Here is a 22,893-nt window from a genome sequence, read left to right as displayed (position 1 = left end):
TCCCTTGGGGGCTTGAAACCAGGAAAGAGGTGGGGTATAAAATGACGAGTAAGGAGGTTTGTAGCAATCCCTTGGGGGCTTGAAACGCGATAACCTCTGTTCTTCATGGTCTGGTGAAGTGTTTGTAGCAATCCCTTGGGGGCTTGAAACCTTCATTTATCTCTTCGGACATTTTTTATCACTCAATTAGTTTGTAGCAATCCCTTGGGGGCTTGAAACTTATTACACTCTCTTTGTAATTGAGCTTATTGCATGTTTGTAGCAATCCCTTGGGGGCTTGAAACCATAATAAAATGGTCACCAGTAAACCCCTACCAGTTGTTTGTAGCAATCCCTTGGGGGCTTGAAACCCTCTTGCGAATTAACTTGTTCTTCACTCATATCTTAGTTTGTAGCAATCCCTTGGGGGCTTGAAACATTGAAATAGTAAGTAAGATAATAAGTGAAATAGACCGTTTGTAGCAATCCCTTGGGGGCTTGAAACGGAAAAAACACTACTATAGCAAATTCGCACTTTTTAGGTTTGTAGCAATCCCTTGGGGGCTTGAAACACTATTGAGTAGTCTATCTCAGGTGCATTCGAAACGAGTTTGTAGCAATCCCTTGGGGGCTTGAAACCCAATTCCTAAGTAAAAAGCTAATCTCTTTCTTGTTGTTTGTAGCAATCCCTTGGGGGCTTGAAACACTATTGAGTAGTCTATCTCAGGTGCATTCGAAACGAGTTTGTAGCAATCCCTTGGGGGCTTGAAACTCATCATTTCTATACCCTGTTCAAGTTCGTTCTTCACCAGGTTTGTAGCAATCCCTTGGGGGCTTGAAACAAGGGTTCTTTGGTAGGGTATTTAACAGCGACGAATGTTTGTAGCAATCCCTTGGGGGCTTGAAACTCTGACAGCTGTCTGACAGAATTGCTTTTTAACCCGTGTTTGTAGCAATCCCTTGGGGGCTTGAAACATCTTTCCCGAAATTACTAACATGATACCTGAGACGTTTGTAGCAATCCCTTGGGGACTTGAAACCCTCTCGTCCACTCTTCGATCACCCTTATCAATTTCGGTTTGTAGCAATCCCTTGGGGGCTTGAAACTTCAGACGAGAAAAAAGTACTACAATTTTGGAAGTAGTTTGTAGCACTCCCTTGGGGACTTGAAACCCATTACCGTGAGAGCAAGTTCTCATAACTAAAATTTTTGAGTTTTGGGCAGAGGGTTAAAGTTATTAGTTATAAAGTACAAAAAATAGTAAGGCGGGGCTCTGTGTGTCAGCCGTTCATCCTATCTCAGTCGTGGGGCGTATCTTAATTGCCCCGCCATGTACCATATTGTACTTTCAGGTATTGTTTATAGTATTCCCTTGGGAACCTGGAACACTAGGGTGGCGTGCCGTCCCGCTATCAGCCTCTCTTTTGTAGTAGGGAGTGTTCTCAAACAGTCACCAAATTCGATAAGGATTTGTAAAAATAATAGAGTATTTATAAAAACTATCCTTTCTATTACTACTTGCTGGAAAGAGCTAGAAGTAATGAGAGCAAACATTACTGTAGAAACACTTATGTGCAAGGGTCACGAGATTTTAAGGGGGTCTACGAGATGGACCTCGTAACCCTTGCACAATTAATACTTTTAACCCTAAGGGATTTAAATTTTAAGCCGAGAAAACACGAGCCGGAAGACCTCGCTTACACAATAGCAGCATACTCGGAGTACAAGTCACCAAGTTAGGGATACCGCCATCAACACTATACTACTACACTAAAAAACTCGGGGTAAAGAGGAGGAGAGAAGAAAGGCCACCTTGCCCCTCGTGCAAATCAAACAGAGTAGTAAAGGACGATCAGCTAGAGGAAAAACAAAATACAAGTGCAAAACTTGCGGGAAGACGTCCTACCAAGCGACAAACCACAAGATGGGTAAAGAACAAAAGGAGAGAGTACTGAAAGAATACACGAATAGGATGAGCATGAGGGGGATAGCGAGGGTCGAAGGGAAACCGTTAACTACAATATACAGCTTTATAAGGAGGAAAGGGGTAGAAGCGTATGCTTACCTACTACTCTTGCAAGGACGGCTGGAGGGTTTCACGGCAAAAGCTACAGTGCTCGACGAGAGTTGGACTTACGTGTGGGCCAGACATGGGCAAAAGAGGGAAGACTTGTGGATATGGAACGCGTTGGCAGATGGTGTACCCTTCTTTATCACGGGTGATAGGGATTACATGACTTTCAGCTTCCTCCAGGACCCCCTACCCGAGAGTAGGGTGTACTATACTGATGGTTATTCAGTTTATCAAGTACTTAACAACCACGTAGTGGGTAAGGAGTATACTTACACTGTGGAGAGTTATCATTCTTACTGTAGGGCCCACTTGGCTAGGTTGGCAAGGGACACGAGGGCTGTTAACAGGGACGTGGGGATAGTTGAGTATAGCCTTGCCTTGTTGAACGTGATGTACCCGGTAGTTTACTCGAGGGAGAAAACTCCGTTGAACGAGGCTTACTTGGAGGGTGTACAGTATATTAGGAGTAAACTGATATAATATTACAAACACTTATCGAATTTCATGACTGTTTGAGAACACTCCCTTGTAGTATTCCCTCGGGGGACTTGAAACAAATATCGATGATTTTAAGTCTAGGACTATAATCCGTAGAAACCTCTCGGGGGACTTGGAACTGAGATAGGGACGACATGGGGGATGGGGGAAGGGGAAAAATTCTCACCTCTCCCTCGTGGAGCCTCTCCACCCATCATAAGGTATGTGGGTGAGTGAGGAAAACTGTCTTAGCCCCCACTTTATAAAAGTGTCCTTAGTACTCCCTGTGGGGTTGAAGAACCGATAAGTCGGTTTCCAATTACGGGTTGCGTTTCACGCGAAACTCTTGCACAGACACGTTTTCGCTGACCGGGCGTGTAGTCTGACACGTTTCGGGGCTTGACAAGTAGGGTCGCTGCTTAACATTAAACCGGCGTATATGCTTAAGGTAATACTCGCCCTACACGGCTCCTGAATTAGCGTTAACCCTTTGACAGCAGTTACCCTACTCCCCTTGCAGTGCGGTATGTCCGGAACGATGTGGAGGTATGACCGGCATAAGGTCTGTTTACACTGGGTAAGCCCGAGGAGGACAGGGGTCACGGTCTAAGGTGTATGCCCCGCGTGTGTGACGGTATACTCCTTAACTCTAGGCTGTGTATAAAACGCGAGTAGTACGAAAAGGGGACGGCTACTGCCAAAGTAGAGAGCGTACACTAGCCCGGGTGGAGCGCGTAGTGGGGAGTGCTTAACCCCCCGGTTTAAGACCGTCTGAGGAGTACTTTAATTCAGGTAGTGCACCGGCCCCGGTAAAGGCCTTTAATTTACGTTAAAGAGGTATGACGGCTGTCCGAGGGCTCACTTGTAGGTTAGATATTGATTAGGGCTTACCGTTCTGATTTAAGGAGTTCAAATAGGAGAGATAATTTACCCAAAAATTTTGAGGGCTTTGACATAAAAGACTAGTTTAAACCCCCTTTATTTGTCTTATTTCTTGTGGCTCATGTTATAGACATGTTTAAGGTCTGGTTAGCCAAGCGTATACCCTCTTCTTACCGCGGGAATGCCGCTTAGGGTGTAGCAACTTTCCCGCTGTCCCCGGTGCTTGTACAGTTCGTATACGCTAAGTGGTATCAAACAAGGTACAAAATTATTCGTGTATTGGGTTTTTGCCCCGTACGGGGGGGGGGGTGGCGGAGGTGGGTTAGTCCTTGTTATTCCTCTTCCTTCTGTGCTTTAGACAGTATGAACACCTTAGTCTGGTACGAATAGCCTAAGAGGATGTGGAAGACGTTAGACTGGGTGTCTGAGAGGTCTCCCCTGTTGGACTTAATAAGGCTTAACGCCTCGCTGTAGAGTAGTTCGGTGTAGGAGTTCAGTAACTTGTAGTCCCTCAGCGACTCCATAAGCCTGTTCGCGTACGCTACCACGTCGTCGTAGTCCATCCCCTCAAAATCTATCTTGTCCAGTATGGCTTTCTTTTGGTCTCCCTTGTTGTACTGCGCCCTCCCTACGTGTGCCGTTAACACCCCTAATAGGAAGAGCCCTTTTAGCCCCCCTTTCAGCCCCAGGCTGTCGGCGTAACTGCTCACGTCTTTTACCACTTGGTCGGGGGCCTGACTAGTATTTGCCTCCATAATTCCCAATTCCTTCATAACATATATAAATATTTCTTGGTATAGTACTAAGTCTTCCAAGGTGAAGGACGTCAAGCTGTTAGTACAAGTGTCGTAACGTTTACACCTTATTACCGATAAGAAGGAGCTGTAAACGTAGTTTTTGTCCACGGGGTTGCCAAGTAGTATGGCTTCGAGGAACTCCAAGAAGACCTTAGGGTCTACCTTGCCCCCTACGTCCCTTACGGGCAGGACTCCGTATAGCGTATTAAACGACACGTCGCCCAGCCCGAGTTTCCCCCCGTCGGGCGTGACGTCGACCTTAGACTTAGCACTGTTCATCAGTTTAACCACTCGGACTAAACGCGGTACCCCCACTTCAGGGATGACCCTCCAGAGCTTGAACTTGTTCTGTTGGGACTCCCCGAAGACGAGGTCGAGCCTGACGTCCGCCACCATTTCTTGTAGGACCTCCTCGGCGTCCCTCTCACCCCTCACCAACTGCTCCAGCCCCTTCAGGATATAACCCTCCCTACTCACTTCGATTACGCTAAGCTTGCCCGCGTCTGCGTCTGGCGGTAAGTCGGGCACTATGGACACGTTAAGCTTACCTATGTTGGTGGTCAACTTAGACTCTACGTAGTTGAGCCCCATTTCGAGCTTGTACTTACAAGAGGGGCATATAGTGTGCGACTGGACCACGTCACCGAACTGAGAGAGGAACCCCTTCTTGTCTGTTATGAAGACCTTCAACATCTTACCCCCGGGGTAGGCGGGGTCTGCTAAGACTTGGTCTGAGCCGCAGAACTGGCACTTACCCTTTACAGTCTCGCCGTAATCCGTCAACGACCTCCTGTAGTCGTCGAGCGTAGCCAAGTCTATTGCCTTACCGTCTTTTGTCTTTACCCTAACCGTGTACAGTGTGCACTCCCAGTCGTCGTCTTTTATGTCTACTTCCGCTTCTGAAGGGTACCAACTCAGCACCTCGTCCAGGAGTTGGCGTGTCTTACCGCCCTTAAGCTTGTCCCTGACCACCTCGAGGGCGAACTTGTTGCCCTTTACCTTTTCACCGCCCTCCTTGAAACCTAAAATGTACTCTAAGTGCTTTGTCGTCAGCCTGTCTTGGGGTTTCTGCCCTTTAGCGTCGTCGATAAAGGCGTACTTCTCCTCGTCGTCTTCCCCTAGTTTTTCTTTTTCTACGTACACCTTCTTCTCCGCGTTGTCGAACACTACGAAGCAGAGGAGCCCCTCCCCTTTTGTCCTTACTTTTACAATGGGCAACTTGGTAGAACTTCCAGAGCCCGTTATTTCCCCTATTCGCAATAGTGACTTAAACATAACAACACCTATTTTGGCAAAATAAATAAGTATTGTGTAGTCTATTTACCGGTATTAGCACCTCTTACTTACGGTGTATTAAGGACTATTTTCAGTATAAGGAGGGGGGGGACTACAAAACTTATTAAAGTGGAATAATTATTTAAAAACTGATAAGTTATGTCTAAGGCAGGAGTTTCACCAACCACAAACTCCGAATATTTAATCCTCTACCAAGTAAAGAACGCGAACCCTAACGGTGACCCGGACGACGAGAACAGGCCTAGGATAGACCCCAAGACCAAGACCAACTACGTCACCGACGTGAGGTTGAAGAGGTTCTTCAGGGACTACGTGGTAATGAAGTACGGTGAAGACTACGTGTGGGTGAGCACTCAGGAGGGGAAGAACGTAGACGCCACAGAGAGGTTTGAACACTTCGGTAACGACCCCGATAAAGTATTAGACAAGTGTATAGACGCGAGGCTGTTCGGTGCGACGATAGCAAAGAAAGGGGGGTCTAAGGGGAAGGGGGAGTCCTCAAAGGGCAAAGGCGACTCTTACGCTTTCACCGGCCCCCTGCAGTTCACGTGGGGGTACTCCCTACACAAAGTGGACTTAATGGACACTAGGTCTATCACGTCCATACTCTCAGGTAGGGAGTCCGGGTCGTTGAACATAGGCAAGGACTACAGGGTGTACTACTCGCTAATAGCCTTTTACGGTGCCTTTAGCTGGAGGAGGGGAAAGGAGACTAAGGTGACCGACAAGGACCTGAAGGTCTTCGACAACTTCTTATGGGAGGCTATACTGCACCAGAGTATTACTAGGAGTAAAATAGGGCATACGCCCCTGCTTTACCTGAGGCTGGAACATAAAGACCCCGACACACTAATAGGCGACCTGAGGAGGTTCGTGACAGTAAAGGTCAAGGGGGAAAACGTGAGGGACATAAGCGACTTAGAGGTCAGCGTAAAAGGGCTGGTGGAGAAGTTAAACGGCAAGGGGACCGTATACCTCAGGTGTAATAACGACGTCATCGATAACGTGTGCAAAGAGCTCCAAGGGCTAAACCCCGTACCCCTCCCACACAAAGGAGTGACGTTCCCTTAAGGACTAAAGACCGTAGTGGTACGCCTTGGTGAAGGTATTATCGGTGAGGATATACGGTAAGATGGCGCACTTTAGGAAGGTGTTCTCTAACTCCAGCTCACTTTCTTACTATTTCCCACCTAGGACTACCATAATGGGTATGGTAGCAGCTGCCTTAGGGATGGAGAGGGACTCGTATTACGACGAACTGGACAAACTGGACTACGCGGTAGAAGCACTGACCCCGCTGAAAAAGCTGGTCTTCGGCGAAAACTTCCTGGACACGGACCAAATGACTACTGAAAAGTTGAGGGGGAAGGGGAACAGGGTGCCCATCACAAGGGAGTTCATAGTGGCATCAGACGGGGGTTTCTTGGGGTATAACATATACGTGACCTACAGTAAGGAAGTGGAAGAGGCGTTCAGGAGGCCAAAGTTCCCGCTCTCTTTCGGACAAAGCGAGATGTTAGCTTGGGTGGACGGGGAAGAAGTGCTGGAGTGCGAGGAAAAGGAGGAGTTCGACGACGAAGAGGTCTACGGGGCGGTACCGGTTAAGTCCTTTACGGTAAAGCCTGAGGCGGTACACACGCTGGAGTACGGGATGCCGAGGAGGTACGAGGAGAGGCGTATATCCGGTATTTTGCACGACTACGTTTTCCCCACGGAACCGAAAGCGATGGTAGTGAGGGGACGCGGTAAAGGGATAAGGTGTGACATAGGAGGGAAGAGTAAGGAACTGGTCTTTTTGTGATCCCATGAGGCTCTACATCAAGGCTAGGCTAATAGAGGGCTACATACCGGTACACTATAACTATTACTTACAGTCGTTTTTTTACAAGAGTTTCCCCGGTAAAGTGAGGAAGGACATACACGACTCGGGCGTGCGTTTAGGGCCCCGTAAGTTCAAGATGTTCACGTTCTCCAGGGTTTACGGGGACTTTGAAAGGAGGGGTGACAGGCTTTACTACAAAGACTACGTCTACTTCGCCTTTTCCTCAGCCCTCAGTAAGTTAGTAAAATACGTCTATGAGAGGGTGAACGCGGAGCCGCAGTTCAACATCGGGAAGGCTAAGTTAGAAGTAGACAAAATGGCGATGAGGGAATTCGACAAGGAGTTGGCAAAGAGGGGGTCTTTCTATACCCTCTCGCCAGTGGTAGTGACGAAGAAGACCGGGGACACGAGTAACTACTATTTCCCCCACCAGCTCGAGTACACCTACCTCTTACAGATGAACGCTAAGAGGAAGGTGTTGGCGTTGACGGGTAAGGCCCTGAAGACGGACATAGAAGTGAGGTTCGACAACTGGAAGAGGGCGGTGGTGAGGTATAAGGGCACGAGGGTCGAGGGGGCAAGGGGGAAGTTAAAGGTGAGGGGGCCGCTCACCGCCCTGAAAGTGGTCTACGAAGCGGGGCTGGGGGTAAAGAACAGCCAAGGGTTCGGTATGTTGGAGTACGAGGGGGTAAGCATAAGGGGGGTATTAGGGGAATGACGCGGTGGGTCGGTGTTAGAGTTAGGAGGGGATGTGTAGGAGTGAAGAACCGTATTAGGGGGAACAACACGTGAGTTAATGTGTGCGGACTTTAAAGCCCAACCCCTCCGTTAGGGGGACTTGCAGGTGAGTAGTCCCCCCTCGGCGCGAAAAGTAACAAGCCCTTATAGTGTGAGCCACGAAAGTACACACGACACTTACAGCCGTGAGTACACTCCGCCCCACCCCCGCCTCACGTCCTAAGACCCCACGAGGTAGAAAACACACCGACGTGTTAGTACCCGATTTGACTACGGTATACTCCGATAAGGGGAGTAAAGCGTACAGTCACGATCTACTTGGTAAAATAATAAGTTATGAAGCCGTGTTTTTTCCGTGGGTAAGACCGCCCCGGTTATGAAGAGTTTGACGGCATAACGTCATTTTATTTTGGGGGAGCCGGTTCTGTTCGAGTCAAAATTAGGTGTTTGACGCGTATCCCTGTCCAGTTCTCTATTCTGACCAGCTGACATATTTAAAAGTGTGTTCTACAAAAGGCCTGAAGAGCGGGATGTACGGGTATGAACACGCATCTGCTTAGACCGAAAAGTGTGCTTAGCCCACCTCTGCTCACCCGTAAAGGATTACTCACTAACAACGTTTCGGTTTGCAACGGAAACGAGTGCGGCCCAAACGACCTCGTATTTTTGACGAAGGGAATTTCCGGTCGGGGGCTTGCTACACGTCGTACCTCAGGCGTAAACGGCTGACAAAAAGTGTCACGGGCTTTTCGGAGCCCGCTCACGACCTGAGTGCGGCTTGCTTTGACGCCTCCGGTACAGCCTATGACCCCCCGTATACTAAAAGCCTGTGTATTGTCAAAGAGATAAAAGGCAATTCCTTTGCTTTTTTCCCCAAAATAAAGAGGTAAATAGCGTGATCTACACGTCAGGCGACCTCCCGGGCCGCCCTGCTACCCCTCCGCAAGTGGGAGCCCACCACTACCCCTCTGCCCTCAACAGCCGCGGGGTAAGCCCAACACGGGGTGACAGTTCGTCCCCAAATTTATTCAACGCCCTTGTTCCCACCGTAACGCTTATTACAGACGGTTGAAAATGGTGTTATGATATAAAATGGGGCTCTGTATAGATTTCCGTGACAGCTTCTGTTCCCACCCGGACAAGTATTTGAGGGACCACTTAAAGGAAGTAGGTGAATCGGCGAGGGAGAACGTGAAGGGAGCAGGTAGGCCCGACTTGTCAGACTTAGCCTATACCGCGGGCCTCCTCCACGACATAGGCAAGTACACCGACGAGTTCCAGCGACACCTCAGGACGGGTAAGAAAGTACCGTGTTCCGACCACGCCTTGGTCTCTTCCCTCATCGCCTACGGCGAAGCCCGTAGCCTCCGCCCCGGCGACGACATAACCTCCCACGTCTACCCGCTACTCACCATGCTCGCAGTCCTCTCTCACCACACCGGGCTGAAAGGGCTAACCACAGTCCACGACTTGTTATGGAATAAAGAAGACGAACTGAAATATGACGGTTGCCTGAAGACGCAGATAGGGGAGCTCAGCGACAGGTGGGGCTTTATCACGTCCGAGCTCGGGGTCCCCCTGCACGTGAAGCCTTCCGACGACCTCCTCCGCCAAGCTGAAAAGTCCGTGTTTAAGGTAAAGGGGTACGTGGCCAGAAAGGTGGAGGAAAAGGCTTATTCGTGGAAGTGGTACTTTGAGGGGCTGCTGTTGTTCTCCTCACTGATAGACGCCGACAAGCACAGTGCTTCCGGCACCGAGTACCTCAGGCACGGGCCCCTAGACCCCGACCCCCTCATACGCTACGCCGAGGGGTTACCCAAGTCAGGCAGGGCCTACCCGATGAGGGAACAGCTCTTCAATTTCGCTAAGGGGTATTCCCCTTCAGGTCCTCTTACGTTCCTGAACGCGCCCACGGGTAGCGGGAAGACCATCAGCGGTACGGTAATAGGGCTGAAGCACAAGGCTAGGAGGCTCATCTATTCCCTGCCCTTCATTAACATAATCGAACAGACCTATAACGTCCTCCACTCCGTGTACGGGGAGGAAGTGATGAGGTTCCATCACCTCTCCTACCCTGAGCCTAAGGGACACCCCGTCACCGGGGACGAGTACAGGGACATGGAGAAGGAACTGCTCACAGCGGAGAGCTGGGACTCCCCCCTCATCGTCACCACCTTTGAGGCACTGGTCAACACGCTGCTGTCTTCAAAGAACGCTTACCTAAAGAGGTTACACAACACCGCTAACTCCTTCCTCCTCCTCGACGAGGTACAGGCTATGGGGATAGAGGAGCTCTACATAGTAAAGGAGGCACTGGAAGGGGCTGTGGGGGAGCTGAACATCAAAGCCCTTTTCATGACCGCCACGAACCCGTTCTGGCAGGGGGTGAGGCCGGTGAACTACACGCCGAACCGCTACAAGGTGACCTTCAGGGACCTCGACACAGTCGTGAGGCCTGAAGACGTAGCAGCGGAAGTGTGCGGTAAAAAAGACGTGATGGTGGAGTTCAACACGATAGACTCCGCTGAGAGGGGGTTCAGGACGTTGAAGGAGTGCACCGACGACGTCTACTTCCTCTCTACGAGGGTAGCCCCGAAACAGAGGATAGAGAGGGTGGAAGAGATAATAAGGAAAAAGAAGAGGGGTGAGGCAGTAGCGTTAGTTACCACACAGCTGGTAGAAGCAGGTGTAGACGTGGACTTCAGGGAGGCAGTGAGGGACTTGGGCCCTATAGACTCCATAATACAAGCGGCGGGTAGGGTGAACAGGGAGTGGACGCGGGACAAAGGGGAGCTCACCGTGGTCAGGGTGAAGAGGGAAAGCGCTAACTCCACAGACTTCTCTTTAGTTTACGGTAAGCTTACGGAAGAGATAACCCTTTCAGCACTGTCGGGCGTAAGGGAACTGGAGGAAAAAGACGTAGACAGGCTGCTGTCGAAGTACTATGAGGAGGTGAGGAAGAAGTTTAAACCCGAGTCCAGTAAGAAGAGGGCGGAAGTACTGGGGAACGTGACTAAGCTGGAGTTCGACAAGGTAGAGCTAAAGCTGATAACGGAAGAGCCCAAGTACACGGTCTATGTGACCTTAGACGAAGAGGCGGAGGCGGTCTATAAGCAGTTGAAAGAGGTCTTGAAGGAAAAGGGTTTCCAGAGGAGGGCTAAGGTAAAGGCGTTAATGGCGAAAGCACAGGGGTATGTCGTAAAGGTCTGGGAAAAGCCCGACTTGGGCTTAGACGACGAACTGGGGTGGTACGTCCTCGAAAGGGGGGACTTAGGCAAGTTCTACGACCCTGACACCGGTTTTAAAGCTAGGAAGGACGAGGGTGCCTTGATATGGTAAACCCATAGCGTTTTTATCGGGAACGTAGTTCCTCCTCCATCCCTCCTCCCTACCACCATATCCCGTTTTTTACCGATAAGGGCTGCCCGTGAACTCGTTGTAACCCTAATTGTATTTTTGACGGAGCGGTATTTTAATCATCATCATTAATTACACGTGATGGGTGAAATCAATACTAAAAAGCTGATAAGGCGGTCAACAGGGGCCACGACTTTAGTCGAATAGGTCATTTAAAAGAAGTTAGGTCGTGTATGTAGTCCATGAATAGTGTTAAATCCAATTATATTAATTTGAGAGAGATCATTTCAATTAAAACGGAGATGTGAGTGACCATATGGGCGGGGTCATTGGCGGTGCTGGTTTCAACTTGAAACGAAAACATGAAAGACCCCCTATAAACGGCTCACGTCACTAGCCACTTGTTATCGGCTGAAAATTTATGGCGGAGTTTTGTCCCCAATGGAGTGCTACAAACAGCAGGTCTAGGAGGACAAGCACTATACAGCTATCGTTTTAAGTCCCCAAGGGAGTGCTACAAACGTCATAGTGAGTTACGACAATTACGGTTTTGCTGTTTACGAGTTTCAAGTCCCCAAGGGATTGCTACAAACAGCCAGAATACTGTGAAAAACTAAAACCTTACGGGTTGTTTCAAGTCCCCAAGGGATTGCTACAAACCTCACTACAGTGAGTGCATACGCTTTGCGTGAGTGGTTTCAAGTCCCCAAGGGATTGCTACAAACACGGTATGGTCATCAGCACCTCACGGTGAAACATACAGTTTCAAGTCCCCAAGGGAATGCTACAAACCCCTAACAACGCTAGGGCGTAGATGATTTCGCCTTCAGTTTCAAGTCCCCAAGGGATTGCTACAAACACGGTATGGTCATCAGCACCTCACGGTGAAACATACAGTTTCAAGTCCCCAAGGGAATGCTACAAACCCCTAACAACGCTAGGGCGTAGATGATTTCGCCTTCAGTTTCAAGTCCCCAAGGGAATGCTACAAACCGCCGATCGCACTGACGCTCTCAGGGTTTGCTAGATGTTTCAAGTCCCCAAGGGAATGCTACAAACTTGGCTCACTTTCGTCATTGTCTCTTTGACTTCTTCGTTTCAAGTCCCCAAGGGAATGCTACAAACGAATTGATGAAGCTCTCGAGCCTGCTGAAGATCATGTGTTTCAAGTCCCCAAGGGAATGCTACAAACATAGCCCCCTCTTTTGGATCATAATAGCAATAATCGGTTTCAAGTCCCCAAGGGAATGCTACAAACCTGTAAAAATTCACCAAATATTATATAATTTGGAGTGAGTTTCAAGTCCCCAAGGGAATGCTACAAACCTCTGAAGTTCTATTACGAGAAGTCAGTTGAATTCAGTTTCAAGTCCCCAAGGGAATGCTACAAACTTTACAGTTATCCTGGTGTTTCCAGGATAATAATCGGTTTCAAGTCCCCAAGGGAATGCTACAAACCCATGTCTTTTCGTCTTAGTGTAGTGATAGCTCGCGTTTCAAGTCCCCAAGGGAATGCTACAAACCCCTGACTTGTTCTCCTTCTTCTAACGAAGTCACTAAGTCGTTTCAAGTCCCCAAGGGAATGCTACAAACTCCTATTTTATGTCCTTCAACAAGTAGTGTCGTTCGAGTTTCAAGTCCCCAAGGGAATGCTACAAACCTAAAAGTTTCTCCACAGAAAAAGAGAGGAAAACTTGTTTCAAGTCCCCAAGGGAATGCTACAAACCTATCCGCTCAGCACTGAGCGGTGATGAGTATATATAGTTTCAAGTCCCCAAGGGAATGCTACAAACCTCTGATGATGTATGAGTATGTACCTGCTGGTACTATGAGTTTCAAGTCCCCAAGGGAATGCTACAAACTATTTTGTCTTCTTTCGTCATCCTCCTCGGGGTTTGTTTCAAGTCCCCAAGGGAATGCTACAAACACAACATCTAGAGAAAGCTTACGCATTATATGGAAAAGGTTTCAAGTCCCCAAGGGAATGCTACAAACGTCGCTGACATCAGTCCTCAGCCTCCATCTTCTCTAGTTTCAAGTCCCCAAGGGAATGCTACAAACATATTAGCTTACTCTTTTCACTTATTGAAAAGTGAAGTTTCAAGTCCCCAAGGGAATGCTACAAACAGCTTCTCAAGAGGTGGAGGAAGTGAGACCAGATTCGTGTTTCAAGTCCCCAAGGGAATGCTACAAACTGAAGACGGGCTCAAACTACAGAACTACACGTTTCCGTTTCAAGTCCCCAAGGGAATGCTACAAACTCATAACAAGGATAATAACATTAGCGGCAACACCAGGGTTTCAAGTCCCCAAGGGAATGCTACAAACCGGATAGAATTAGTGTGAGTAGTGTATATGCGTATGCAAGTTTCAAGTCCCCAAGGGAATGCTACAAACTTTAAAACCGTTTGGACTCGGTATAAAAGTGCCGGTGTTTCAAGTCCCCAAGGGAATGCTACAAACAGGCGGGGTAAAGTTTTTTTAACCAAATCAACAACCGGTTTCAAGTCCCCAAGGGAATGCTACAAACAAGTTTCTTGAGAGACGAGATAGCCAAGTTTTTGTGGGTTTCAAGTCCCCAAGGGAATGCTACAAACCCTCTCCTTCTTCTTCTATTTTCTCATCTAGTTAGCATTTCAAGTCCCCAAGGGAATGCTACAAACCTGAAAATAATACAGATAGAAAAGCATTAGCATTAGGGTTTCAAGTCCCCAAGGGAATGCTACAAACGCCGTAAGGCAAATGTCGATAGCTTGCTCCAGGCTGAGGTTTCAAGTCCCCAAGGGAATGCTACAAACCTCGTTTCAACAAGAAGTATTAACAGTCCTCGCGTGTTTCAAGTCCCCAAGGGAATGCTACAAACAATTAAAAAAAGAAGGTCTTGGTTTTTGCCCCCGTGTTTCAAGTCCCCAAGGGAATGCTACAAACACTGTCTAACATTATCAATAATTTTTCTTAACTTTCAGAGTTTCAAGTCCCCAAGGGAATGCTACAAACTTTTGGATAGGTTAAGGAGAGAAACTGGGGAGTTTACGTTTCAAGTCCCCAAGGGAATGCTACAAACGTCAGAATAATCTTAGTTGAGCAAGACGAATACGGAATTGGTTTCAAGTCCCCAAGGGAATGCTACAAACTCATAACAAGGATAATAACATTAGCGGCAACACCAGGGTTTCAAGTCCCCAAGGGAATGCTACAAACTCTCAAAGAATTTTGATATGAGTGCCTTTTGCTGGTGTTTCAAGTCCCCAAGGGAATGCTACAAACACGGAACTCTGGATCCTTCGTAGCCTTTATTATTACACCGGGTTTCAAGTCCCCAAGGGAATGCTACAAACTGCTAAAGCTATTGACACTATAACAAAGCTGCAGAAGTTTCAAGTCCCCAAGGGAATGCTACAAACAATTTGTTTCAGTTTGAATTTTTATTTACTAAGTGGGGGTTTCAAGTCCCCAAGGGAATGCTACAAACGCAGCGCTGTCTACTTTGCTTAGCTCTTCCGCCTTAGGTTTCAAGTCCCCAAGGGAATGCTACAAACCTTCTCATAAATCTTATCCACATCGCCCCTGTTCTCGTTTCAAGTCCCCAAGGGAATGCTACAAACCTTGCATATCCACTATTTGACAAGTATAGGGTCAGCCGTTTCAAGTCCCCAAGGGAATGCTACAAACCTTATCCCCAATTATTACCTATCACACTCCACTTTAGTTTCAAGTCCCCAAGGGAATGCTACAAACAAGAGAGGACGCCGTCTACGATACTAGGAGAAAACTGTTTCAAGTCCCCAAGGGAATGCTACAAACTTAGTAGCAGACTACGCGGGTGACGAAGATGGCGAGGTTTCAAGTCCCCAAGGGAATGCTACAAACGTTTTCGATTTAATATTTCTCTTGCTGATTTGAAAGCGTTTCAAGTCCCCAAGGGAATGCTACAAACACTAACGCTATTAGTGGACATTACTCAATCACCTCTTGGGTTTCAAGTCCCCAAGGGAATGCTACAAACTGGAATTGTTGGGCTTTGCTGACCTCCCCTGTTTAGAGTTTCAAGTCCCCAAGGGAATGCTACAAACTTCAATTTATTTAAATATTACGAAATTTATGCAAATTGTTTCAAGTCCCCAAGGGAATGCTACAAACACCGAAATTACTTAGAGACGGGTTATTTATAGAAATTGCGTTTCAAGTCCCCAAGGGAATGCTACAAACCGACTATATCACAGAACGGTACATATTAGTACACAACGGTTTCAAGTCCCCAAGGGAATGCTACAAACCGACTATATCACAGAACGGTACATATTAGTACACAACGGTTTCAAGTCCCCAAGGGAATGCTACAAACCGACTATATCACAGAACGGTACATATTAGTACACAACGGTTTCAAGTCCCCAAGGGAATGCTACAAACGTCTTTATTATTACTAGACAATTTTATTTTAATAACTAGTTTCAAGTCCCCAAGGGAATGCTACAAACCGACTATATCACAGAACGGTACATATTAGTACACAACGGTTTCAAGTCCCCAAGGGAATGCTACAAACGTCTTTATTATTACTAGACAATTTTATTTTAATAACTAGTTTCAAGTCCCCAAGGGAATGCTACAAACCGACTATATCACAGAACGGTACATATTAGTACACAACGGTTTCAAGTCCCCAAGGGAATGCTACAAACGTCTTTATTATTACTAGACAATTTTATTTTAATAACTAGTTTCAAGTCCCCAAGGGAATGCTACAAACCAGCCTCATAAAAAACTTGTAGTTTTTGAACTTGAAGTTTCAAGTCCCCAAGGGAATGCTACAAACTAAAAAATAATGGATATTACCTTACGAAAATGGGGGGTTTCAAGTCCCCAAGGGAATGCTACAAACAACATGATAAACGAGTTTCCGACAAGGGTTATATTCGAGTTTCAAGTCCCCAAGGGAATGCTACAAACACCCATACTTTCAATATCCACAGCAACAAAACCCAAAGTTTCAAGTCCCCAAGGGAATGCTACAAACTTATCAAAGAAGGCGTGAGGTATGTACAAGAAAGCGTTTCAAGTCCCCAAGGGAATGCTACAAACGCTGTCTGGTGGGCTTTCTATTGCATCCAAATACTTTAGGTTTCAAGTCCCCAAGGGAATGCTACAAACTTATCAAAAAGGGCTGTAACTCACGTTTATGTCTACGGTTTCAAGTCCCCAAGGGAATGCTACAAACCCTATCATCACTAAACACTTTGGCATCTTGATGAAGAAGTTTCAAGTCCCCAAGGGAATGCTACAAACAAGACGTAAATGAAGAACTTGTGACTACTTTCAGAGAGTTTGGTTTCAAGTCCCCAAGGGAATGCTACAAACGTTTAGGTGAAAAACAAGTTTTCAGCTCAAAAAAAGTTTCAAGTCCCCAAGGGAATGCTACAAACTCACTTGATCAGGAGACAAAAGAACTTCTGGAGAAAGCGTTTCAAGTCCCCAAGGGAATGCTACAAACATTATTGTTTCTGTTGATATATATTATGTAGACGTTTTGTTTCAAGTCCCCAAGGGAATGCTACAAACCGAATTCATACCTTTCGGAAATGCTGAGAAAGAGTGGTTTCAAGTCCCCAAGGGAATGCTACAAACTTTTCAAGTTGCCGGACGAAATAAAACAATTACTTTGTTTCAAGTCCCCAAGGGAATGCTACAAACTCAAGAGGAGGTATACGTTTCACCATCAACAGGTAGTTTCAAGTCCCCAAGGGAATGCTACAAACGAGTGTAACTCATTGGGTTTCCGGCATAAATTATCGGGTTTCAAGTCCCCAAGGGAATGCTACAAACTCCCATTGTTCAGGATTTGCCTTCTTTCTTTGCTTTAGCAGTTTCAAGTCCCCAAGGGAATGCTACAAACATGATGAGTTAGCACTTTTTGTGCAAAGTGAGAGGTTGTTTCAAGTCCCCAAGGGAATGCTACAAACTCACTTTGGTCACATACTCTATTGAACTCTTGTTTCGTTTCAAGTCCCCAAGGGAATGCTACAAACTACTACTATTTCCCGAGAGTGTCAAAGAATGATGAGTGTTTCAAGTCCCCAAGGGAATGCTACAAACGTTCAGTCTCAATAAGGGCATAAAAAAGAGCTGAACGTTTCAAGTCCCCAAGGGAATGCTACAAACGTCACTATCCAGACTACAAATCCTAAATTTGCTATGAGTTTCAAGTCCCCAAGGGAATGCTACAAACAGTTTACGATCGTGAAAAGTCAGACGATTTCTTTTGGTTTCAAGTCCCCAAGGGAATGCTACAAACTTAGGATCACCTTCTTCATGTGTAGAACTTTTCCAGGTTTCAAGTCCCCAAGGGAATGCTACAAACTTTCGTCCCCTATTCTGACAACTTTATGAAGAATTGGTTTCAAGTCCCCAAGGGAATGCTACAAACGAGGTATATTTATAGATTGTATTGGAAAAAAGCCTTCAAGTTTCAAGTCCCCAAGGGAATGCTACAAACAATTTAAAGGCAATTATAGTATAATGGTTTCTCACTAGTTTCAAGTCCCCAAGGGAATGCTACAAACGAGAATTGTCATGGACTGTACTTTAGCACTTAAATCGTTTCAAGTCCCCAAGGGAATGCTACAAACAAACAGAAGAAGATTGGGAGATTTTGGCTTTGTTAGGTTTCAAGTCCCCAAGGGAATGCTACAAACAAATACCTTACCTCTTTAAGATCGGGCATTACTGAAGAGTTTCAAGTCCCCAAGGGAATGCTACAAACATTTCAAGAGTCACATAGAGATAGAGACCAGAGGAAAGGGTTTCAAGTCCCCAAGGGAATGCTACAAACACACCACAAAGGGTATGGGACATGTGAGCTGACTATTAGTGTTTCAAGTCCCCAAGGGAATGCTACAAACAAGCCGAGTTTGTTAAAATTTTAATACTGGATAGAGGTTTCAAGTCCCCAAGGGAATGCTACAAACCCCGGCTGTGTGGTTCGGTGGACAGAACAACAGAGTACCGTTTCAAGTCCCCAAGGGAATGCTACAAACATTTTTCTTTTCTTTCTTTCTTTCTATCATGTTTGAGTTTCAAGTCCCCAAGGGAATGCTACAAACTTTAAGTTACGAGCGAAGTGAGCCGATACTTATTCTAGTTTCAAGTCCCCAAGGGAATGCTACAAACTCTGGACTTTTGACGCCCCAAGTATATTTTATGTTTTCGGTTTCAAGTCCCCAAGGGAATGCTACAAACCTAACAATCTTATTTTATTTCAGCAAGCTGACAGAAAGTTTCAAGTCCCCAAGGGAATGCTACAAACGCGGCTTCGGCGAGCACTCGGAATTCGTCGATAGGAGTTTCAAGTCCCCAAGGGAATGCTACAAACTTTTTACATATGAGTAGTTTACCGTATCCACTTAAAGTTTCAAGTCCCCAAGGGAATGCTACAAACGAAATATTGTTATAGTTGTTCTATCTTTGAATATCGTTTCAAGTCCCCAAGGGAATGCTACAAACGTTCGAATATGGCGTCCAAACCTCAAACCCCTAAAGTGTTTCAAGTCCCCAAGGGAATGCTACAAACCTAGATAAATCAATAAAAACTTCTCTATCATCACTTGCGTTTCAAGTCCCCAAGGGAATGCTACAAACATAAAAAGGCTCTTAGTGGACATGGTACCGCCACCATGTTTCAAGTCCCCAAGGGAATGCTACAAACCGTCCACCGAAACTATGTATGAAATTCCGAACTTTATGTTTCAAGTCCCCAAGGGAATGCTACAAACTGTTAAGTATCTCCTGGTTTATGTATACGTTTACCTGTTTCAAGTCCCCAAGGGAATGCTACAAACGAAAGAAATCTATATTGGTCAGCTGACGGGTGAAGAGCGTTTCAAGTCCCCAAGGGAATGCTACAAACATTGGCTTTTGGTTTGTTGAAACAAATTATTTTGCAGTTTCAAGTCCCCAAGGGAATGCTACAAACAAAACTTTAGATGTCGATTTGTTACCGCCGGGAAAAAGTTTCAAGTCCCCAAGGGAATGCTACAAACGTGGCGAATGGTGGGAGTAGCTCTGCTAGCGTAACGCGTTTCAAGTCCCCAAGGGAATGCTACAAACGTCGTGACATATTGGCATTTTTATCTTCTAGTTGAAAATAGTTTCAAGTCCCCAAGGGAATGCTACAAACTGCACCACTTCTGCACTTTTCACTTTTTCAGTATCAAGTTTCAAGTCCCCAAGGGAATGCTACAAACCTAGATTATTTAACTTGACCTTGTAGACCATTTCTTTAGTTTCAAGTCCCCAAGGGAATGCTACAAACCGCTAACAGAGAAAGAGATGGAGGTGCTGAGGACTGAGGTTTCAAGTCCCCAAGGGAATGCTACAAACCCGGCTTTTTGCACACACAAACACTAACACACGCTAACGCGTTTCAAGTCCCCAAGGGAATGCTACAAACTCACTTCATCAGGTTCTTTTAGGAATGCTTGCAAGCTGTTTCAAGTCCCCAAGGGAATGCTACAAACGTCCAGTGAAAACGTGGAGGAAGCCGTGGACAATATTTGGTTTCAAGTCCCCAAGGGAATGCTACAAACGATGAACTGAGTTATCGCTTAGACTATACTAACTTTTAGTTTCAAGTCCCCAAGGGAATGCTACAAACGCATTAATTGCCCTGGCATTATTTTCCCCTGCTAAAGGTTTCAAGTCCCCAAGGGAATGCTACAAACTCAAACCGAACCAAGACACTTTAGAACTTATGGGGTAGTTTCAAGTCCCCAAGGGAATGCTACAAACGATGAAGATAGAAAGACAGCTATGACATTTCTATTATGTTTCAAGTCCCCAAGGGAATGCTACAAACCGGGGTTTCCGGAAAAACTCCCCGTCCCCGTGGGGTCGTTTCAAGTCCCCAAGGGAATGCTACAAACCTTTGAATCTTTTATTTTTCCAATGATATTACCTAAGTTTCAAGTCCCCAAGGGAATGCTACAAACAATTAAGAGCCACTAAAAAACAGGTAGATGCTATATAGTTTCAAGTCCCCAAGGGAATGCTACAAACCTCATTTTTTGCGAAAATTTCGCAAAATGACAGATGTTTCAAGTCCCCAAGGGAATGCTACAAACTTCTATAAAGTATGTTTTACCTTTCTGTGTCCATGGTTTCAAGTCCCCAAGGGAATGCTACAAACACTTTCTAGATTCTAAAAAGATAATAGAAATCTTGGTTTCAAGTCCCCAAGGGAATGCTACAAACCAAAATTTCGCAAAATGACAGATTAATTGTAATTTCCGTTTCAAGTCCCCAAGGGAATGCTACAAACTATATTGCCGTTTCGAAAATCTAAAATTGTTTTCTATGTTTCAAGTCCCCAAGGGAATGCTACAAACCAGAAAGAAGAGCAAGAGAAAAAGAAGATTGAAGAGGGTTTCAAGTCCCCAAGGGAATGCTACAAACTTTGATATAACACAGACTCTATTGCCTTAAGGAAAAGGGGTTTCAAGTCCCCAAGGGAATGCTACAAACACATAATGACGAGGTAGAAGTAAAGATAAATCTCGAAAAGTTTCAAGTCCCCAAGGGAATGCTACAAACACGGCTCTATTAGAGAAAGTATTTGGCTTGATGCTGAGGGTTTCAAGTCCCCAAGGGAATGCTACAAACATTCAACGGTGTATAGTCGGGCCATATTGCGATTTGTTTCAAGTCCCCAAGGGAATGCTACAAACTCCTCTAGTGGTATATGCTGTCTACAGTGATAAAAGTTTTGCTGTTTTTCGGCAGCGTTACCGCTCCTTAAAGCTACCTTTCACTGCCGAGGGAGTTTTACGTAAAAATAAATATGTTTTAGTAGTAATATTTTTGTTTTACCTTTCACTGCCGATCTCACTCCCTGCCATATAAAATGAATAAATATATATAGAATTAGAATAAATATGCGGGCCGGACGTAATGGGATTTCACTGCTCCTCGTGCTTGTATTTGTCTAGATGAGGTAAGGTCGTCATAGTTAAATTAACGCACGACGATGTTATTACGTGACCCAGGGTAAAAGCATAAGGTGAGGGTTAATGGCTTGGTCTAATTCCTACCTCGTGACGTATATTCCGTTTTCTGTGAAGAAGTCTAAGGACAGTTAATGGCTTAGTGTGATGCATACCTCGTGTTTAGCGTATTGTTTGCCCTGCCAACTGTACTAATTCACGAAACGGGATAACAGTACGTGGTGTGGGCTTGATCGAGGTCCTTAGGTGAATTAATTTTCTGCGCTCAGGCGTTGTTTTAAGCTCCCGAGGAAAAGCTATATCATATGGTAAATCCGTTTTCTGTACAAAGGACACATAGGGCTCTTGTCAGTCATCTCCATTTCAATGGTGACAGAGTGTAGGGGCTTTGTCCCTACACTAATCGGCTCAGGGCGATGGGGCTGTTTTAGGCTTACCGTAAGTGTCTACACTGTTACATGTGACGTTACCTGTCCCCAGTGTTTTACTGCTTTAAGCTTACTGTTAAACTACAGGCTGTAAATTTAACTCGACGGCTTTATCTGAGGGTTTAACAAGCGCAAACAAAGAAGTGTCTACACATTAAAAAACAGTGTCAAGAGATGGGGGGGGGGGGAGTAGTTCGTCACAAGTGGTTTGCCACAAGTACAGATGAATTATTAAACAGGGTAACAGACGAAAACGTGGTTTGTCATAAGTGGTTTGTCACAAGTTAGCCAGACGGTAAAGGGAGATGATCGTTGAAAAGTCAGCGGTCTGTCACGAATGTCTTATCACAAGACGCTATATGCGAGGTGGACATAGAGGAGAACATGAGGGTATTTTTCACAGAAGGTTTGTCACAAGGGGGCTAAGGTAGCGCTATCAGTAAACTTTTGGTAGATTGTCACAAGTGGTCTGCTACTGGTAATCGGTATTAATCTACTTCAGTGTTATAATAACGGAATTTACTGAACAGTGGTTAGCCACAAGTAGTCAGCGTCACTCCCTTTAGCCCTCTTAGTTTTAGGGCAAGTGCACGTTCGCGGTTTTTATAACACGTTGGTGTCTGCCGAGCCCTTACCCATGACTTCCTTCTCCACGAGGAACTTCCCGTCGAGCTTGAATATTATCACCATGTCGTCGTCTTTTATGACTTTTTTGAGCTCGTTTTTCAGGAGGTAGAGTTTACCTTCAGTTATCTCCCCCTCGAAAACTGACCTCTGGATCCACGTCAAGTATTTCCTGCATATGTTGAGGACTTTGTTCACGCGCTTCTCGTTAACGTCATACACGAGGATCACATACATATAGTGCCGAATAAAAATACGGTAAACTCATATAACAATTTTAAACGCTGTGTACGGAGAAAGTCCTACGTATTACTTGGCCCTACCATAGAAGTAGATGGTTTTAATACTAGGGGTCTGTAAGACGTTTGTGTCCGCCTTTGTACACACCGTCCAGTGGACATGGGTAATGGGGTTTAAGCT

Annotated in this window: 6 protein-coding genes, 1 pseudogene and 2 CRISPR repeat arrays (1 of these 9 running past the window's edge); of the genes and pseudogenes, 5 read left to right on the top strand and 2 right to left on the bottom strand. The window is 45.9% G+C overall.

Annotated elements, in window-relative coordinates; translation table 11 throughout:
* Positions 1-1,152: a CRISPR direct-repeat array (repeat unit 30 nt; unit sequence GTTTGTAGCAATCCCTTGGGGGCTTGAAAC) (it extends 4,433 nt beyond the left edge of the window).
* Between the two features lie 436 nt (positions 1,153-1,588).
* Positions 1,589-2,534, top strand: a pseudogene (locus tag KN1_RS06720) (IS1 family transposase).
* A 1,211-nt stretch (positions 2,535-3,745) separates the two neighbouring features.
* On the opposite strand, the gene KN1_RS06715 reads toward KN1_RS06720, so the two are convergent.
* Positions 3,746-5,485, bottom strand: a complete 1,740-nt coding sequence (locus KN1_RS06715; RefSeq protein WP_221290349.1) for a TM1802 family CRISPR-associated protein — start codon at positions 5,483-5,485, stop codon at positions 3,746-3,748.
* Between the two features lie 159 nt (positions 5,486-5,644).
* Here KN1_RS06715 and cas7b point away from each other — a divergent pair, with 159 nt between their 5' ends.
* The 4 genes from cas7b (at position 5,645) to cas3 (ending at position 11,405) form a co-directional block, all read left to right on the top strand.
* On the top strand, positions 5,645-6,577 hold the full coding sequence (gene cas7b, locus KN1_RS06710; RefSeq protein ID WP_221290347.1) for a type I-B CRISPR-associated protein Cas7/Csh2: 933 nt from the start codon (positions 5,645-5,647) through the stop codon (positions 6,575-6,577).
* A gap of 28 nt (positions 6,578-6,605) precedes the next feature.
* A complete protein-coding gene (gene cas5 / locus KN1_RS06705) occupies positions 6,606-7,307 on the top strand; it encodes a CRISPR-associated protein Cas5 (RefSeq protein WP_221290344.1) in 702 nt (233 codons plus the stop codon).
* A 4-nt stretch (positions 7,308-7,311) separates the two neighbouring features.
* A complete protein-coding gene (gene cas6 / locus KN1_RS06700) occupies positions 7,312-8,046 on the top strand; it encodes a CRISPR-associated endoribonuclease Cas6 (RefSeq protein ID WP_221290342.1) in 735 nt (244 codons plus the stop codon).
* Positions 8,047-9,158: 1,112 nt separating this feature from the next.
* Positions 9,159-11,405 (top strand): CRISPR-associated helicase Cas3', encoded by a 2,247-nt coding sequence (gene cas3, locus KN1_RS06695; RefSeq protein ID WP_221290339.1) that lies wholly within the window; start codon positions 9,159-9,161, stop codon positions 11,403-11,405.
* 510 nt (positions 11,406-11,915) lie between these two features.
* Positions 11,916-21,145: a CRISPR direct-repeat array (repeat unit 30 nt; unit sequence GTTTCAAGTCCCCAAGGGAATGCTACAAAC).
* A gap of 1,307 nt (positions 21,146-22,452) precedes the next feature.
* Here cas3 and cas2 read toward each other — a convergent pair.
* On the bottom strand, positions 22,453-22,710 hold the full coding sequence (gene cas2 / locus KN1_RS06690) for a CRISPR-associated endonuclease Cas2 (RefSeq protein WP_221290337.1): 258 nt from the start codon (positions 22,708-22,710) through the stop codon (positions 22,453-22,455).
* Between the last annotated feature and the right edge of the window lie 183 nt (positions 22,711-22,893).

Origin of the sequence: Stygiolobus caldivivus (assembly GCF_019704315.1) — an archaeon.
Taxonomy (GTDB): Archaea; Thermoproteota; Thermoprotei_A; order Sulfolobales; family Sulfolobaceae; genus Stygiolobus; species Stygiolobus caldivivus.
Note: the sequence above shows the minus strand (reverse complement) of the source record. Positions and strands in the feature narration are given on the sequence as shown.